Genomic DNA, 17,199 nt, shown 5'->3' with positions numbered 1-17,199 from the left:
TAGCCGTGGCTGTTGACCCGTCGAACATTCTGCTGACCGGCCGGGTCGCGGTCGTCACCGGTGGGGGAGCCGGCATCGGACGCGGCATCGCCGCGGGTTTCGCGGCCTTCGGCGCGCGCGTGGCCATCTGGGAACGCAATCCCGATACCTGTGCGCAGGCTGCGGAATCGATTGGCGCACTGGGCATCACCACTGACGTCCGGGACAGCGGCCAGGTCGACGCCGCGCTGGCCCAAACGGAGGCCGAGCTGGGGATTCCGACGATCCTGGTCAACAATGCCGGGGGTGTGTTCTCCTCGCCGCTGCTGGAGACCAGCGAGAACGGTTGGGACGCTTTGTATCGCGCCAACCTGCGGCACGTGCTGCTGTGCACCCAGCGGGTCGCCCGCCGGATGGTCGGCGACGGCCTGCCCGGCAGCGTCATCTCCGTCACCTCGATCGAAGGGGTGCGGGCCGCCCCCGGCTACGCGGCCTACGCCGCCGCCAAGGCCGGCGTCATCAACTACACCAAGACCGCCGCGCTGGAACTGGCGTCCCACGGTATCCGGGTCAACGCGATAGCACCCGACATCACCCTGACCGAGGGTCTGGCTCAGCTCGGCGGCGCGGAAGCAACGGCGGCCATGGGTGCGGTAGTGCCGTGGGGCCGGCCCGGGCACGTCGACGAAACCGCCGCTGCGGCAATCTTTCTCGCCTCGGACATGTCGACCTACATCACCGGCCAGACGTTGCACGTCGACGGCGGCACCCACGCGGCGGGCGGGTGGTACCACGACCCGCAGACCGGCGCCTACCGCCTGGGCCCGAGTTCCTAGCGCTCGCGAGGGTCAGTGGCGCCAGCCCTCGGCGGCCTGTTCGTCGAAAGTCCGGTCGATGCGGTCGAACCGGCGTCGGATCGACGCCCGGGACGCCTCGTGCGGCAACACATACAAGCGGTTGGCCAGGATCGCATCGGCGGTCAGGCGGGCGAGATCCGCGACGCCCAGCGTCTCGTCCTGCGCGGGCAGCGGTCCGAGCGAACCTGTGACGTCCGGTGTAGATGCCAGGCCGTAGTCCGCGCCCCGGATCCGTTCGGAGTTGGACAGCAGCTTGGTCTCGACGACCATCGGGCACAGCACCGAGACTCCGATGCCATTGCCCTTGACCTCTCGCGCCAGCGTTTCGGCCAGGCTCACCACGCCATACTTGGCGACCCCGTACGCCCCGAGACCGGCGTTGGGCACCAACCCGGCGAAGGAGGCGGTGAACGCGATGTGGCCGCCGGTGCCCTGCTTGAGCAGTCGCGGCAGGAACGCTTCGACGGCGTGTATCGAACCCCACAAGTCGATGTCGATGACCCAGCGCCAGTCCTCGTGCGTCATTTCGGCGATCGGGCCGGCGACCACGATGCCGGCGTTGCTGAACACGACGTCCACCTGGCCGAGCAACCGGAAGGCCTTGTCCGCGAGGCGCGCCACCTCTTCGAAATGCCGGACGTCGCACATCACGCCGTGGGCGTCAAAACCCTGGCCACGCAAATGCGCGACCGCTAGCTCCAGGCCGGGTTGGTCGACGTCAGCGAGCACCACCCGGGCCCCGCGTCCGGCCAACTCGGTGGCGGTGGCCAGGCCGATACCGCTCGCGCCGCCGGTGATGACCGCTCCGCGTCCCTCGAATCCGTCCATGGACGAACCCTATTTGAGGCAGCTCCCCGCATCTACCGGCAGGGTGACGCCGGTGATGTACCGAGACTCGTCGGAGGCGAAGAACAGCACGGCGTTGCTGACGTCCTGCGCCTCGACCCACGGGATCGGCAGCGTGTGGAACATCTGGCAGATCGGGGCCATGTCGTCCGGTCCGGGATTCTCCAGGTCCGGCCGGAACATCTTGAAGGTGCCCTCGTTATGCAGCATCGGGGTGGCGACATGCGTGGGATGCACGGAGTTGACCCGAATCATGTGCTGCCCCAGTTCAACCGCGAAGGAGCGCATGATGCCCACCACGCCGTGCTTGGCGGCCACATAGCTGCCGCAGTGCGGGTAGGCCTTGATCCCGCCGACCGAGCTGGTGAGGATGATCGAGCCACCGTTGCGGCCCGCCAGGATATGCGGCACGCCGGCTTTCACCGACTTCCAGACGCTGGACAGGTTGACGTCGATCATCTCCTGCCAGTCGTATTCGCTGGTCTTGTCCAGGGTGTCGCCACCGTTGCCGATGCCGGCGTTGGCAACGATGATGTCCAGTCGCCCCAGTTGCTCGACGCCGCTGTCCACGGCGGCCTTGAGCGCGTCGAAGTCGCGTACATCGACCTCTGCTGTGACGATCCGTCGGTTGAGGCCCTTGACGAGATCTGCGGTCTCGGCCAGATCCTCGGGTGTCGACGCCGGGATGGTGGTGTTCTTGACGATCGGCTTGCATACGTCGACGGCGATGATGTCGGCGCCTTCCTGGGCTAATCGCACCGCGTGGCTGCGCCCCTGGCCCCGCGCCGCCCCGGTGACGAAGGCGACCTTACCTTCTACACGTCCAGTCATGTTTCCCTCCTTAGTAACTCAGTAGGTAACTCAGCCGAAGACGGCCGGCATGGATTCCCAACCCCGCACGGTCGACGTCGGGGAAAGCGTGGCCTCGGCTAGGTCGACATCCCATTCGGGGAAGCGCTTCAGAATCTCTTCGAGCGCGATCCGGCCCTCCAGGCGGGCCAGCGCCGAGCCGAGACAATAGTGGGTGCCGACGCTGAACGTGAGGTGTTGACGTGGCTCGCGGCGGATGTCGAAAACGTCTCCGTCAGGCGGGAATTGACGATGGTCGCGGTTCGCCGCGCCGATCAGCATCATCATGACGCTGCCTTCGGGGACCCGTTGGCCGTAGTAGTCGACGTCGCGGGTGACGTACCGGGCGACGTGCGGCGCCGGCGGCTCGTACCGCAACAATTCTTCGACGGCCGCGGGAATCAACGCCGGATTCTCCACCAGCGCCCGACGCTGATCCGGGTGTTCCGCCAAAACCTTTCCCGCCCAACCGATCAGCCGGGTGGTGGTCTCGTTGCCGGCGCCGGAGACCACGGTGACGTAGGTGAGCAGTTCGTCGCGTCGCATGCGCCGGACCGTTCCGGTCTCGTCCTCGAACTCCGCGTTGAGCAACTCGGTCATGATGTCGTTGGACGGATGTTGCGCGCGCCAGTCGATGTACTGACCGAAAAACTCGCCGTTCAGCATGGTTTCGGCCGAGAATTCCATCGGCTTACCCGCCTCGGTGCGCATCTGCGCGTTGGCGAAATCGCGTGCGGCTTCTTGATCTTCCTCCGGGACTCCCAGCAGCATGCCGATCACCCGCATCGGCATCTGGGCGCCGAGGTCGTTGACGAAGTCGAACCTGCCGGTGTCGACCAGCGGATCCAGGCTGCGCGCGCAGAACTCCCGGATCTTGGGCTCCAGGTCGCTGATCTTGCGCGGAGTGAACATGCGCGACAACAACTTACGGTGGATGTCGTGGACCGGCGGATCCTCGAAGATGAGCACGCCCGGTGGCATGTCGATATTGGCCCGGATCAGCTCGAGGATCGCCCCGCGGGCGGAGCTGAACGTCTGGTAGTCGACGATGGCGTTGTCGACGTCGGCGAAGCGGCTGAGGGCGTAAAAGTCGTGCTGCTCGTTGTAATACAGCGGCGATTCCTCGCGCAGCCGCCGGAACATGGGGTAGGGGTCAGCGTTGAGCTCGACATCATACGGGTCGAAATAGACGTCGCTGGCTGCGCTTACTGTCACGGGTAATTGCCCTCTCGCCGGTTGCGCGCCACCCGTTTGATCAGGGCAGCGCGCTCATGCCGCCTTTAGAACTCTGTCATCACCCACCAACGAGTGTCAACGCGGAATCCATTTCGGCTATTTTGCGTTCTGATTTTCAGAGAATAGCATTCTCATATTGGCGCCGGGGTGCGATATTCGCTCGTCAGGACATTGGTGGACCGCAAAGCGGCCCGAATGCTAGCCGCCTGCGAATCCGCGTGAGCAGAAGTCCCACACCTCGTCGGCGCTGATCGGGTGCACCGTCGCGTCGTCGGAGCCGCCGCTGGACTGTGCGATGAACATCACCGTCTGCATGGTCATGGCGGCCATCCGCTTCGGGTTGACGCCGGCGCGCAGCTTGCCCGCTTCGTAGGCGGCTTCCATCAGCTCGGTGAGCAAAGCCAGCAGCGGCGCATGGGCCACCTTGACCTCAGCGGGATGCGTAACCAGCAACCGGGGCGCAAAGTCGGTGAACAACGGTCGCCGGGCCGTCGGGTCCGGGCGGGAAGCCTCGTACAGCAGTTCCACCGCCACCTTGAGCCGCTCGAGCGCGTCGGTGTGGCTTTCCGTGGCGGCCCTGATCTGATCGGCCGACCGGCTCAGCGCGTCCTCGAACAGGGCCAGCAGCAATTCGTGCTTGCCATCGAACTGCAGGTAGAAGCTGCGCAGCGACTGGCGGGACCGGTCGACGACCTCCTGCACGGTGAAGTCCGTGCTGCCCTTTTCGATGATGATGGCCTGCGCGGCATCCAGGAAGCGCTGGACGCGTTGCGCCGCACGCAGTTTCGCGGTCTTGATGGATCGCTCGACGGCCCGCTGTTTCCAAGCCGGCTCTTCGCCCGGGCTGGTCACGGGCGGCTCGGGAGATTGCCGCGAGGAGAGAACATGGTTGGACTGTACCGGAGAACGTCGGGCCATCGCTGCGCTCGACCTCCTCACGGACGATGTCTAGGAGATTGTAACTTCCTCACGACGAGAATACTATTCTCTTGCACGGGTGTTTGGGAAGCACATTCATGAGAGTGCAGACCCGGGAGCCGCGAGAGGCCGCGAGGAGATTTTGTGCAGCTGACTTTTGATGCCGATGTCGAGGCTTTCCGAGCGGAATTCGTCGCATTTCTCGACGAGCACCTGCCGGATGAGGCTGAGGGCGTGCTGCGGCCGACTTCGTGCTCCCACGTGCCGGAGTGGGCGGCTCGCTGGCAGCGGACGTTGTTCGACAACGGTTGGCTGCTGCCGGGCAATCCGCCGGAGTTCGGCGGCCGCAACGCGACCCTGTTGCAGCAGTACGTGCACGCCGACGAGATGGCGCGGCGCCGGATCTACCGCAGTTTCAATCCACAGGGCGTCGGGATCATCGCGGCGTCGCTGTTGTCATTCGGATCTCCGGAGCAGAAGCAGCGCTGGGCGGTGCCGATTCTGCGAGCCGAGATGACCGCGTCGTTGGGTATGAGCGAACCGGGCGCCGGTTCGGATCTGGCCTCCTTGAAGACGAAAGCGGTGCGTGACGGCGACGACTTCGTGGTGAACGGCCAGAAGGTGTGGACCTCGGGTGCACACGACGCCGACGTGCTGCTGACATTCGTGCGCACCAACCCCGACGTCCCAAAACACAAGGGGATCAGTGTGTTACTGATTCCGACGGACACCCCGGGGGTGGTGCGACGACCGTTCGCCTCGGTGTGCGACCACGACGACGTCGAATTCAACGAGGTGTTTTTCACCGATGCCCGGGTGCCCGCCGAGAATCTGGTCGGCGAGCTCGACGGAGGGTGGCGGGTGGCGACCGGCGCGCTCGGGCACGAGCGGGCCATGCTGTGGCTCGACTACGCCAACCTATTGGACCAGCAGACAACCGATTTCACGCCCACCGGAGCATTGGAGCGGGATCGCTACGCGACCCTGGTGATGGATGCCTGGGCGATGCGGCTGCTTGGTTCGGTGACGCTGGCCAAAGCCGCGCGCGGTGAGGAGGATGTGCCCGGGCAGTCGGTGCTGAAGCTGCTCGGCTCGGAGGCGGTCCAGCGCGCCTCCGAAGATGCCCTGAACGCCAAGGGCGGCGAGGGTCTGATTCATCCGGCGATCACCGCGCCATTCGCGCCGCTGAACCTGGACGCGCACTACGGCAGCTGGTTCGACCGCTATGCCCGCAGCTTTGCCGGCACCATCGCCGGCGGGACCTCGGAGATTCAGCGCAACATCATCGCCGAGCGGGTACTCGGCATGCCGCGCAACTAGGCTCCGCAATCCTCCTGCCCGAGTGGGAATTTCACGACGCCATGACTTGAGTCTGAGAGGCGTGTCGCGTCGGGTGATTCACGCTCGGCGCCAGAGTTGGTGAGCGGCGCCTAGAGGTGGACGAGCCGGGGCGCCGAGCCCACGGCACGAAGATGCGCTCCCGCTTCCCGGGTGAGTTCCCTCGAGCTGCCGAGCAATCCGTCGAGCACCAGTGCCCGTTTGACGTGGTGATGCAATTGATGTTCGGCGGTGAAGCCGATGCCGCCGAGCACCTGCTGGCAGTGGCGGGCGGCGGTGAGCGCGGCCTGGCCGGCCGCGGCCTTGGCCAACAGACAGGCAAGGTCGTCGGGCTGGTCGGTGGCGGCCTGCAGGGTGGCCTCGGCGCCCTCGATGGCGACCAGCGTCTCGGCCAGCCGGTGCCGCACCGCCTGGAAAGATCCGATGGGGCGGCCGAATTGGACCCGGTCCAGCGCGTGGCTGCGAGCCAGCGACAGCATGGCCCGGCTGGCGCCGACGAGCCACCAGCCCACCGCCTGCCGTCCGGCGCTGAGCGGAACAACGTCCCCGGCCGCGACACGGTGCAAGGGGAGATCCTCGTCCATCGCCGAAGCGTCAGTGTCGGTACGCTCCCAGACCACCCAGGAACCGCCGGCATACGGCAGCGGCGCCGTGCCTCCGCCGTCCCGCCCGGCGGCGCGCAACACCACGTCGTTCAAAACGGATGCATGCGCACCGGTTTCGCCGAGCAGCCGGAACACCAGAGGGATTGCGGTCGAGGGTATTTCGTCGAGCATGTCAAGCCAGCCGAGCTCAGCCAGGGCGGCGTCGAGCTTGGCGCCGGACGGCGAGGCCGTCATCGCCGTCCGCAATGATTCGGCCAACAGCGCCAGCTCGGGGTCCATGTCACTCCCTCCCGAGGTCGAGCAGCCGACGGGCGATGATGTTGCGCTGTATCTCGGCGGTGCCGCCGTAGATGGTCGCCGCGCGCGAGTAGAGGTACTCCGGACGCCAGGCTGAGTCGTCGAGTTCGAGCGTGCCGGGCAGCAGGTCGCGGACGGTGTCGTAGAGCCGTTGTTCGGCACCGGCCAGCAACACCTTGTCGATCGAGGTGTCCGGTCCGAGTCGTGCCCCGTCGGCCAGCCGGTGCTGGGTGGCACGGGACCGGCAGCGCAGCGTGTGCAGCGCCAGATAGGCTGCGCCCAAGGCGGATTCGTCCGGGTCAGGCGCCTCGGCGATCAATGCGTCGAACCTCGAGTACAGGTAGGCGATTCGCTGCCAGAAACAGGTCGACCGTTCATACGGCAACAGATCCATCGCCAGCTGCCAGCCATCCCCGGGCTTGCCGAGCATGCGGCTGGACGGGATCACCACGTCGTCGTAGTACACCTCGCAGAACTCGTCGACGCCGTGCATGGTGCGCAACGGGCGGACCGTGATACCCGGCGTGTCCAGGTCGACGAAGAACGCGGTGATGCCGTCATGACCCGGCGCGGTACGGGTGAGCAGGACGCAGCGGGTGGAGAACTGCGCAAAACTGGTCCAGACCTTCTGCCCGTTGACAATCCAGTTGTCGCCGTCCTGGACCGCCCGGGTCGTCAAGGACGCCAGATCGCTGCCGGATCCCGGTTCGGAGAAGCCCTGGCACCATTGCTCGCGGCCGCTGAGCAGCCGCGGCACCATTTCGGCCGCCAATGCGGCCGGCGCGTAATCGATCATGGTGGGCGCCAGCACCTCCAGCATCGAGTAGGGACCGGGTTCGGCCAGCCGCCGGCCCACCACCTCCTCGCCGACGATTGCGCGCAACAGGGCGGGTCCACCGAGTCCACCCACCGAGGTGGGCCACCCGTAGCGCATCCAGCCGGCGTCGTACAGCGCTTCGCTGACCCGGGCGAACTGCCGCATATGCCCCTGCAGCGAATGGTCGGGTCCCGGCGTCAGGTCATGTTCGTCGAGCCACCCGCACAACCCAGTCCGGAACTCGTCGACATTCACGGGGAGGGGCGCCCGACGGCATGCGGACGCCCGGAATCATGCACGCCGCTGCGCCGGATGAAGGTCATGGCACGGGTTTTCAGTCGCCACCCGTCGGCGGTGCGCAAATAGGTGTCGCGGTAGTAACCGATGCGCATGTCGTGCGCGGAGTGTTCGATGAAGCACAGCGGTTGGGTGCCGGTCGCCGTGTCGCCGTCGAGATTTTCCACCAGCGAGGTGCCAGTCATGAACAGGCCCTTGGGCGCGGCGGCGACCAGTTCCGGGAACCGGTCGAGTGTGTAGGTGTCGCCGAACGCGCTGTAGGTGCCGTCCGGCGTGAACACACCGACCAGTCCCTCGATGTCGCCCTGGGTGATGGTGACGGCGTACCGCGCGAGCAGTTGCTGGATCTCGACCAGGTCGTCAGTTCTGGTTGGCTGGTTAGTTGACAAAGACCTTGCCGCCTTTCATGACAAAGCTCACGTTGCGGGTAACGGTGATGTCTTCCAACGGATTTCCGGGCACCGCGATGATGTCGGCCAGCATCCCCTCGGCCAGCCGTCCCAGCTCGGTGGAGTTGATCAGGTCCGCGGCCGTCACGGTCGCCGCGCGCAACACCGCCAGCGGCGGCAACCCCCACTCCACCAGGGTGACGAGTTCATCGGCGTTGCGGCCGTGCGGTATTGCCGGCGCGTCGGTGCCGACGGCGATCTTCACTCCGGCGTGGTAGGCGGCCAGGATCGAGGTGCGCGACTTCGGAAACATCTCGGCGGCCTTGGCCTGCAGTTCGGGTGGTGCATGCGAGACGTCCATGCCCTCGGCCAACCGCCGGGTGCTCACCAGGAAGGTGTCGTTCTCGACCATCAGCGCGATGGCCTCGTCGTCGATCAGGAAGCCGTGCTCGATGCAGTCGATGCCGGCCGCCACCGCGTGCTTGACCGCGTCGGCGCCGTGCGTATGTGCTGCCACGCGCAGCCCGCGCCGGTGTGCCTCGTCGACGATGGCGCGCAGCTCGTCATCCGAATAGTGCTGGGCGCCAGGCGGTCCGGTCAGTGACATGACGCCGCCGGAGCAGCACACCTTGATCAGCTGGGCGCCGTGCTTGATCTGGTAGCGCACCGCGCGGCGGATCTCGTCGACCCCGTTGGCGATGCCCTCCTCGATCGTGAGGTCCAGTACGTGCGGGGCGAACGCCGCGAACATCGTCGGATCCAGGTGCCCACCGGTGGGCGTAATCGCATGTCCGGCAGGCACAACGCGGGGTCCGTCGATCCAGCCCGCGTCGATGGCCTTACCTAGCGCGACGTCGAGCAGGTAGCCGCCGGTTTTGACGAACAGGCCCAGGTTGCGCACCGTGGTGAACCCGGCGCGCAGGGTGCGCCGCGCATTGCCCACGGCGCGCAGCACCCGGGTCGGCGGGTCGTCCTGCACCTGGGACAGGCCCGGCTTCTCGCCGCGCCCGCCCATCAGCAGGTTGACCTCCATGTCCATCAACCCGGGCATCAGGATGTGGTTGCCCAGATCGATCAGTTCGCCCTCGGGCTCACCACCGATCCCCACGATCCGGTCGCCGTCGATCCGGATGATGCCCGGTGTGACGATCTCGCCGGCGTCGACGTCGAGTAGCCCAGCTGCCTTGAGCGTCAACACCCGTCAGATCACCGGTTCCCTGATGCACTCCACCCACGCCGCGCCGCTGTCGGGAACCCGGGGCTGCTTCCACGCCTCGATCGGAAACGACACCATCACCAGCGACTGCATCAGGTGCATGAGCGTGCGTGCGTCCTCGGGAAGATCGTCCAATGGGTACTTGTCACAGTAGGCGATGACGTCGTTCAGGTGCGGGAAGGCAACGTCGTAGAACTCTTGCATCTGACCCATCGTGGAGGCCAGGCGCTTGGCGTAACGCTCGGGCTCGGTGGCCAGGTCCCAGCCGAGATACGGTTCCAGGTCGGCGAATTCAGACGGTAACTTTGCCATTGTTCTGGCTCTCCTTCGCGAAGTCGGCTACGTAGTCGCCGGTCACCTTGTGCAGATGGCGGAGCAGGATTTCCTGGTCGCACAACGGGAAGTCGTTGACCACCTTGGTGCCGATCATGGTCTGGGTCGCCTCCAGCGTGTTGGCGTCCTGCAGCGCGTACTCCTTGAACGTCACCGCCGCCAGCTCCTGCGCCAGGCGTTCACGGGCATTTCGCGGCGGCACGAAGTACAGCGTGCACTCGAAGATGTGTTTGTCGACGGCGGTCGGCCAGTAGTGGTAGGTCAGGAACCAGCCCGGTTCCCAGATCAGCAGCATGAAGTTCGGGTAGAAGTGCCAGGAGTCGACGCCCCACTGCTTGACCTTCTTCGGGTTGACACCCGGCGGCAGTGCGTCGAGGTTCGCGATGACCTCCGGCTTGTCCCAGGGGCCGAACAGGCCGCTGCGCAGGACCTGGTCCATCGGCTTGACCATGCTCATGTCCACCGGCGGGGCCTGGCCGCCCCAGGTCGAGATCATTCCGTGCGGGCTGGCCAGCTCGTAGTGCAGCGCCTCGAAGCCGTACTTCATGATCTTGGCGGCTTCTTCTTTGGTGTACTGCCCCTGATGCAGCACCGGAGCGTGGTAGAACTCGGCGAACGCGTCGATGAACAGCTTCCAGTTGCTCCCGACTTCGGCTCGGTAGGAATAGGTTTCGGTCATCTCTTGGAAGGGATAACCCTCGATGCCCTTGCCCATCGGGCCCAGATAGTCCACCAGCGGCTGCGCGTCCTGGTCGAAGTTGATGAAGATGAAGCCTTCCCACACCTCGCAGCGCACCGGCACCAGCCCGTAGTCGCCCTTGTCGAGGTCGAAGAACTCGTCCTCCTGCTGGACGAAGGTCAGGTCACCGTCCAGGCTGTACCGCCAGGCGTGGTACTTGCAGGTGAACTGCCGGCAGGTGCCGGACGTTTCCTCGTTCGGAAAATCGTTCCACACCAGCTTGTTTCCGCGGTGCCGGCAGACGTTGTGGAACGCCTTGACGGATCCGTCCTTGGTTTTGACGACGATCACCGACATCCCTTTGCCGGCCGAGGGCAGCTCCTTGGTGAAGTAGCTGCCGGTGCGCGGCAATCTCTCGACCCGGCCGACGTTGAGCCACGTGCGCTTGAAGATCGCGTTGCGCTCGGCCTCGAAGAACGCGGGATCGATCGAATCGCTGTAATCGACTGGTGCGGTCCCCAGTTCGGGATAATTCTTCGTCCAGCTTCCGGCGGCTGGTTTGGGGAAGTGGGCCACTGTTACCTCTCCTCGTGTTCGAGCTGAACGCCAAAAGTGTTGAGCGCCATGGCCAGCATGATGTAAGAGCCGACCGTGAAGACGTAGTCCATCCGCTGCCGGTCGTCCATGTGCGTACCGAGCGCCGCCCAGGTCGCGTCGGACAATTGGGACTTCTCGTCGAGTTCGTCGACGCCGGCCACCACCGCACGCTCGAATTCGTCGAACCCGCCGTCGCCCCGGCGGACCGCGTCGATCTCGGCATCGGTCACGCCCTCTCGCTTGGCGAGATCGACATGGTGAGTCCACTCGTAGGCGCACTCACGACGTTGCGCGACCCGCAGAATGGCCAACTCGCGGATCCGCGGCGGCAGGGTGGACGAGAACAAGAGGTGCACATTGAACTTGAGGAACGCCTTGGTCAGCACCGGGTGGTTGACCAGAGTCGACAACACGTTGGAGGCATCGCGCGGATTGCGGCGTTCCGGGGGCAACATGACGGCCAGCGCGCCGTCGACAGCCTCGTCCCATTGGTCGGCGGGCAGCGGCGGTAAACGCATCGGGTGGTCCTTCTCACGTGCAATCCTCTCACTAAGAGAGAATCATATTCTCATTTCCAACCAATAGACTTGCACGAATCGGTCGGTGGGTCAATCCTGGCGCGGAGGGTGGTCGCCGAGGGCCCGTCAGCGTCGCCGCAAAAGCGCCGTCGGCTGGCCGGACGGCTATGCTGGATGTTGATTCTCGCTTCGCGAGAAGATAGTTTTCAACCTATAGAGAGCTCGGCGCAGGTGGGCTCTGCTCTGCGGCTTGAAGCCTGCTCAATACACCCGATCAGGTGGATCAGATGAGAAGGGAACACCCGTGAACAAAGAAGACATGATCCTGATCAGCGTGGACGACCACACCGTCGAGCCGCCGAACATGTTCAAGAACCACCTGCCGTCCAAGTACCTGGACGACGCGCCTCGTCTGGTGCACAACCCAGACGGCTCGGACATGTGGAAGTTCCGCGACACGGTCATTCCGAACGTGGCGCTCAACGCGGTGGCCGGCCGGCCCAAGGAGGAGTACGGGATCGAGCCCACCGGTCTGGACGAGATCCGGCCCGGCTGTTACAACGTCGACGAGCGCATCAAGGACATGAATGCCGGCGGCATCCTGGCCTCGATCTGCTTTCCTTCCTTCCCCGGTTTCGCTGGACGCCTGTTCGCCACGGACGACACGGAATTCTCGATCGCTCTGGTGCAGGCCTACAACGATTGGCACATCGAGGAGTGGTGCGGCGCCTACCCGGCGCGGTTCATCCCGATGGCGATCCCGGTGATCTGGGATGCCGAGGCATGCGCGGCCGAGGTGCGCCGGGTCGCCAAAAAGGGCGTACACGCGCTGACCTTCACCGAGAACCCGGCCGCGATGGGCTACCCGAGCTTCCACAACGAATACTGGAACCCGCTGTGGAAAGCGTTGTGCGACACCGACACCGTGATGAACGTGCACATCGGCTCCTCGGGCCGGCTGGCGATCACCGCGCCCGACGCGCCGATGGACGTGATGATCACGCTGCAGCCGATGAACATCGTGCAGGCCGCCGCCGACCTGCTGTGGTCGCGGCCCATCAAGGAGTACCCGGACCTCAAGGTCGCGCTGTCCGAGGGCGGCACCGGCTGGATTCCCTACTTCCTGGAGCGGGCCGACCGGACCTTCGAGATGCACTCGACCTGGACGCATCAGAACTTCGGCGGGAAGCTGCCGTCCGAGGTCTTCCGGGAGCACTTCCTCACCTGCTTCATCAGCGACAAGGTGGGCGTCGCGCTGCGCAATATGATCGGCATCGACAACATCTGCTGGGAGGCCGACTACCCGCACAGCGACTCGATGTGGCCGGGCGCGCCCGAAGAGTTGTGGGACGTGTTGTCGCTGAACGACGTACCCGACGACGAGATCCACAAGATCACCCACCAGAACGCGATGCGCTGGTACTCGTTCGACCCGTTCACCCACATCACGCCCGAGCAGGCCACGGTCGGCGCGCTGCGCAAGGCCGCCGAAGGGCATGACGTGTCCATCCGGGCGTCGAGCCAGCACAAGGACACCCGGGGCGGTTCGTCGTTCGCCGAGTTCGCGGCCAACGCGAAGTCGCTCAGCGGTAACACGGACTGACGTTCTACCGGCGAGCTGGGGTACCACCCGCAAGCGGGAGGTACCCCGGTCTCGCGCAAGGAAAGGTGCGGCAATGGAGTTTGAGCTCACCGAGGATCAGGAGCTGATCCGGCGGTCGGTGGCTGAGTTGGCGGCCAAGTTCGACGACCACTACTGGATGGAAAAAGACCAGGCGCACGAGTTTCCGACCGAGTTCTACCGCGCCATCGCCGACGGCGGCTGGCTCGGCATGACGATCCCGACCGAATACGGTGGCCACGGTCTGGGCATTACCGAGGCCACGATCCTGCTCGAAGAGGTCGCCAAGTCGGGCGGCGCCATGAACGCGGCGAGTTCGATCCACCTGTCGATCTTCGGCATGCAACCCGTGGTGGTGCACGGCTCCGAGGAACTCAAGGCACGCACGTTGCCGCCGGTGGCGACCGGAGAAGTGCACGTCTGTTTCGGGGTGACCGAGCCTGGCGCCGGACTCGACACTTCGCGCATCACCACGTTCGCCAAGCGCAACGGCGACCACTACGTGGTCAACGGCCGAAAAGTGTGGATTTCCAAGGCAATGGAGTCCGACAAGATCCTGTTGCTGACCCGCACCAAGGCGTACGACGAGGTCGCCAAGAAGACCGACGGCATGACGTTATTTCTCACCGACCTCGATCGCAGCCGGGTCGACATCCGGCCGATCAACAAGATGGGCCGCAACGCCGTCAGCTCCAACGAGCTGTTCATCGACAACCTCGAAGTTCCCGTCGAAGATCGAGTCGGCGAGGAGGGCAAGGGTTTTCAGTACATCCTGGACGGCTTGAACCCGGAGCGGATGCTGATCGCGGCCGAGGCACTGGGCATCGGGCGGGTGGCACTGGATAAGGCCGTGAAGTACGCGAACGAACGCGAGGTGTTCGGCCGGCCGATCGGGATGAACCAGGGCATCCAGTTCCCGCTGGCCGATTCGCTGGCTCGCCTCGACGCCGCCGAACTGATGCTGCGCAAAGCGACATGGCTGTACGACAACGGCAAACCCTGTGGGCGCGAGGCGAATACAGCGAAGTACCTGTGCGCCGACGCCGGATTCGCCGCGGCGGACCGGGCGCTGCAGACCCACGGCGGCATGGGATATGCGGAGGAGTACCACGTCACGCGCTACTTCCGTGAGGCGCGCCTGATGAAGATCGCACCGATCAGCCAGGAGATGATCCTGAACTTCCTCGGGTCGCATGCGCTGAAGCTGCCCCGAAGCTACTGAGTCGCGGGGGTGGCCACCTTCGCCGGATGCGCGACCCGAGTCACAGGAGTCACCGGCGGGGAGGATGCTTGGTGTGCCTGCCTTCGAGCGACAACGATTTGCGTCGCTACGAGGCGGGCAGCTCGAGTGCCGGCCGTCGGAGAGACTGATGTGGCAGCCGTGGCAGAGTGACCCGAAGCGTCGGAGAGGCGGAGTCAAGTATGCGCGAAACAGTCATCGTCGAGGCGGTACGTACCGCGATAGGTAAACGCAACGGCGGGCTCGCGGGCGTGCACCCTGCCGACCTCTCCGCGGTCGTCCTCAACGAACTGATGGAACGCGCCGGCGTCAGTCCGGAGCTGGTCGATGACGTGATCTGGGGTTGCGTCAGTCAGGTCGGCGATCAATCCGCCAACATCGGCCGCTACTCGGTGCTGGCGGCGGGCTGGCCGGAGACCATCCCGGGGACCACCGTCAACCGTGCCTGCGGATCCAGCCAGCAGGCCCTCGACTTCGCGGTGCAGGCGGTGATGTCGGGTCAACAGGATGTGGTGGTGGCGGGCGGCGTCGAGGTCATGAGCCGGGTGCCGCTCGGCGCGGCCCGGGCGACCGGCATGCCCTACGGGCCGAAAGTCCTTGCGCGGTATGACGATTTCTCATTCAACCAGGGCATCAGCGCGGAGCTGATCGCCAAGAAGTGGGGCCTGTCGCGCACCAGGCTTGACGAATATTCCGCGCTGTCCCACGAACGCGCCGCCGCGGCGCAAGACGGTGGCGCCTTCACCGAGCAGATCGTTCCGGTGTTCACCGACGACGATTCCGGTCTGGTCCACCAGGACGAAGGGGTACGGCGCGGCACCACCGCAGAAAAGCTCGCCGGACTGAAGCCCGCGTTCGTCGAGGACGGCGTGATCCACGCCGGCAATTCCTCGCAGATATCCGACGGCGCCGCCGCTTTGTTGGTGACGACATCAGAACTCGCATTGGAAATGGGCCTGACGCCCATCGTGCGTTACCGGGCCGGTGCGGTCACCGGTGCCGACCCGGTTCTGATGCTGACCGGCCCGATCCCGGCGACGGAAAAGGTGCTGGGGAAGTCCGGCGTCCGAGTCGACGAGGTGGGCGTGTTCGAGGTCAACGAGGCCTTCGCGCCCGTGCCGCTGGCCTGGCTGGCCGAAACCGGTGCGGACCCGGAGCGGCTCAATCCGCTGGGCGGCGCGATTGCGCTGGGGCATCCGCTGGGCGCGTCCGGGGCCGTTTTGATGACGCGCATGGTGCACCACATGCGCGCCCACGGTATCCGTTTCGGCCTGCAGACCATGTGCGAAGGCGGCGGTACGGCCAACGCCACGCTGGTCGAACTCGTCGGCTGACCGGCCCGGCGCGGAGGCTCTTGTCACGTGCCGCAAACCAACCTACTGTGTATTCACTAGGTTGGTTAGCCCCCCGACGGTTCGACGAGGAATTCGGTGTCCGACGTACGGCCCTACGAGACGCTTCTCGCCAAAGGCGAAGACCGCAAGCAGCGGATTCTTGAAGTGGCGCAGCGCTTGTTATCGCGCAACGGCTGGCGCAGCACCACCCTCGCGCAGATCGCCCGCGAGGCGGGGGTGACGCCCGCGGGTCTGCTCCACCATTTCGAGTCCAAGGAGCAGCTGCTGCACGCGGTGCTGGATGAGCGCGACCTCGACGACGACACGCACTCGGACCGCGGCGGCGATCTGCTCGGCGAGATCGCCCAGGTCGCCGACCGCTTCAACCGGCAACCCGAGTTGGTCGGCACCTTCACAGTGCTGCTGGTCGAAAACCTCGCGCCCGACGCTCCGCTGCACGACCGCCTGGTGAACCGGCAGCGCGCCGCGACCGAGATCGTCGCCGCCGGCATCCGCCGGGGCCAGGCCGCCGGCCGGTACCGCGCCGACATAGACCCCGCCGTCAAGGCAGTAGAGATTCTCGCCTTCGTCCACGGAATGGAAATGACATGGCTACTCGATCCTTCGATACCCCTGACCGAGGTGTTCAAGGAGTACGCGGAGACGCTGGCGCGAGACTTCTCGCCACCCAGTCCGACGAGCGCGACATGAGGTACCGGCTCGACGTCGTGGCGTCCAGCGTGGTCGACGTGGTGAAGTTCGCCGGCGGATGGCTTTTCGACCGTTCCATGGCGGGCTGGGATGTCACGGTGCTGCTCACCGACCACCCGGACGACCGGCCGCTGCACATCCTGGGGGCCAGAACCCTCGACCTCGAATCGGTGCTGGCGTCGCTGGGAACTCATCCGCGTCCGCAGGCCCTGGCCGCGGCCGCTGACCTGCTCGGCTCGGACCCGCGGGTGCGGACCGGAGTGCTGCAGGCCCTTGACCACGGCGTCACCGAAGTCACGCTCTGGGGTACCACCTGGCCGGCCGAACTCGACGACAGTGTGGGGCGCGTCCAGCACCGGTTGAGCATGGCCGCCCAGACCTTCAAGGCGAAGGCGCTGGCCGCCGCGGCGGTGCCGGTCGACTCGGTCGGGACCGTCGAGACGTTCCGCAGCGGACTGATGCCGTGCCGATCGGTGGCGGCGGATCTGCTGCCGGCCTGACCATGCGACGTTGCGGTCCGGC

Annotated in this window: 18 protein-coding genes; 7 read left to right on the top strand and 11 right to left on the bottom strand. The window is 65.6% G+C overall.

All coding sequences use genetic code 11. The features are described from left to right. Positions 1-5: 5 nt before the first annotated feature. A complete protein-coding gene (locus C0J29_RS26145; RefSeq protein WP_120794003.1) occupies positions 6-815 on the top strand; it encodes an SDR family NAD(P)-dependent oxidoreductase in 810 nt (269 codons plus the stop codon). A 12-nt stretch (positions 816-827) separates the two neighbouring features. Here C0J29_RS26145 and C0J29_RS26140 read toward each other — a convergent pair whose 3' ends face one another. From C0J29_RS26140 to C0J29_RS26125, 4 genes are all read right to left on the bottom strand, one after another. Next, positions 828-1,664: an SDR family NAD(P)-dependent oxidoreductase gene (locus C0J29_RS26140; protein WP_120794002.1), complete on the bottom strand. Its 837-nt coding sequence runs from the start codon at positions 1,662-1,664 to the stop codon at positions 828-830. A gap of 9 nt (positions 1,665-1,673) precedes the next feature. Next, positions 1,674-2,513, bottom strand: coding sequence for a mycofactocin-coupled SDR family oxidoreductase (locus tag C0J29_RS26135; RefSeq protein ID WP_065045240.1), 840 nt, complete (start codon positions 2,511-2,513; stop codon positions 1,674-1,676). Positions 2,514-2,543: 30 nt separating this feature from the next. Continuing rightward, entirely contained in the window at positions 2,544-3,746 is a 1,203-nt protein-coding gene (locus C0J29_RS26130; RefSeq protein WP_065045239.1) for a cytochrome P450, read from the bottom strand. Positions 3,747-3,965: 219 nt separating this feature from the next. Then, entirely contained in the window at positions 3,966-4,619 is a 654-nt protein-coding gene (locus C0J29_RS26125; protein ID WP_120794001.1) for a TetR/AcrR family transcriptional regulator, read from the bottom strand. A gap of 210 nt (positions 4,620-4,829) precedes the next feature. Here C0J29_RS26125 and C0J29_RS26120 point away from each other — a divergent pair, with 210 nt between their 5' ends. Further along, entirely contained in the window at positions 4,830-6,005 is a 1,176-nt protein-coding gene (locus C0J29_RS26120) for an acyl-CoA dehydrogenase family protein (RefSeq protein ID WP_120794000.1), read from the top strand. 110 nt (positions 6,006-6,115) lie between these two features. Here C0J29_RS26120 and C0J29_RS26115 read toward each other — a convergent pair whose 3' ends face one another. Genes C0J29_RS26115 through C0J29_RS26085 form a run of 7 tightly spaced genes read right to left on the bottom strand, consistent with a single transcriptional unit; the run spans position 6,116 to position 11,771 of the window. Continuing rightward, positions 6,116-6,907, bottom strand: coding sequence for an acyl-CoA dehydrogenase family protein (locus C0J29_RS26115; RefSeq protein WP_120793999.1), 792 nt, complete (start codon positions 6,905-6,907; stop codon positions 6,116-6,118). A gap of 1 nt (position 6,908) precedes the next feature. After that, on the bottom strand, positions 6,909-7,997 hold the full coding sequence (locus tag C0J29_RS26110) for an acyl-CoA dehydrogenase family protein (protein ID WP_120793998.1): 1,089 nt from the start codon (positions 7,995-7,997) through the stop codon (positions 6,909-6,911). Then, a complete protein-coding gene (locus C0J29_RS26105; RefSeq protein WP_065045234.1) occupies positions 7,994-8,428 on the bottom strand; it encodes a nuclear transport factor 2 family protein in 435 nt (144 codons plus the stop codon). Before C0J29_RS26105 ends, C0J29_RS26110 begins: the two co-directional genes overlap by 4 nt. Beyond that, positions 8,418-9,626: a metal-dependent hydrolase family protein gene (locus tag C0J29_RS26100; RefSeq protein ID WP_120793997.1), complete on the bottom strand. Its 1,209-nt coding sequence runs from the start codon at positions 9,624-9,626 to the stop codon at positions 8,418-8,420. The genes C0J29_RS26105 and C0J29_RS26100 overlap by 11 nt, the downstream gene beginning before the upstream one ends. 3 nt (positions 9,627-9,629) lie before the next feature. Then, a complete protein-coding gene (locus C0J29_RS26095) occupies positions 9,630-9,956 on the bottom strand; it encodes a hypothetical protein (RefSeq protein WP_065045232.1) in 327 nt (108 codons plus the stop codon). After that, positions 9,937-11,232 (bottom strand): aromatic ring-hydroxylating oxygenase subunit alpha, encoded by a 1,296-nt coding sequence (locus C0J29_RS26090; RefSeq protein ID WP_065162288.1) that lies wholly within the window; start codon positions 11,230-11,232, stop codon positions 9,937-9,939. The genes C0J29_RS26095 and C0J29_RS26090 overlap by 20 nt, the downstream gene beginning before the upstream one ends. A gap of 2 nt (positions 11,233-11,234) precedes the next feature. Continuing rightward, positions 11,235-11,771, bottom strand: a complete 537-nt coding sequence (locus C0J29_RS26085; protein WP_120793996.1) for a carboxymuconolactone decarboxylase family protein — start codon at positions 11,769-11,771, stop codon at positions 11,235-11,237. Positions 11,772-12,075: 304 nt separating this feature from the next. On the opposite strand from C0J29_RS26085, the gene C0J29_RS26080 reads away from it, so the two are divergent. From C0J29_RS26080 to C0J29_RS26060, 5 genes are all read left to right on the top strand, one after another. Further along, on the top strand, positions 12,076-13,374 hold the full coding sequence (locus C0J29_RS26080) for an amidohydrolase family protein (protein ID WP_065045229.1): 1,299 nt from the start codon (positions 12,076-12,078) through the stop codon (positions 13,372-13,374). 73 nt (positions 13,375-13,447) lie between these two features. Continuing rightward, positions 13,448-14,614: an acyl-CoA dehydrogenase family protein gene (locus C0J29_RS26075; RefSeq protein WP_065162287.1), complete on the top strand. Its 1,167-nt coding sequence runs from the start codon at positions 13,448-13,450 to the stop codon at positions 14,612-14,614. Between the two features lie 200 nt (positions 14,615-14,814). Beyond that, on the top strand, positions 14,815-15,966 hold the full coding sequence (locus C0J29_RS26070) for a thiolase family protein (RefSeq protein WP_120793995.1): 1,152 nt from the start codon (positions 14,815-14,817) through the stop codon (positions 15,964-15,966). 96 nt (positions 15,967-16,062) lie between these two features. Then, complete coding sequence (locus C0J29_RS26065) at positions 16,063-16,677, top strand: TetR/AcrR family transcriptional regulator (protein WP_065045226.1); 615 nt, start codon at positions 16,063-16,065, stop codon at positions 16,675-16,677. Beyond that, on the top strand, positions 16,674-17,177 hold the full coding sequence (locus C0J29_RS26060; protein ID WP_065045225.1) for a hypothetical protein: 504 nt from the start codon (positions 16,674-16,676) through the stop codon (positions 17,175-17,177). The genes C0J29_RS26065 and C0J29_RS26060 overlap by 4 nt, the downstream gene beginning before the upstream one ends. Positions 17,178-17,199: the final 22 nt, after the last annotated feature.

It is taken from the genome of Mycobacterium paragordonae, assembly GCF_003614435.1.
Taxonomy (GTDB): domain Bacteria; phylum Actinomycetota; class Actinomycetes; order Mycobacteriales; family Mycobacteriaceae; genus Mycobacterium; species Mycobacterium paragordonae.
This window is presented reverse-complemented; position numbering and strand designations above follow the sequence as displayed.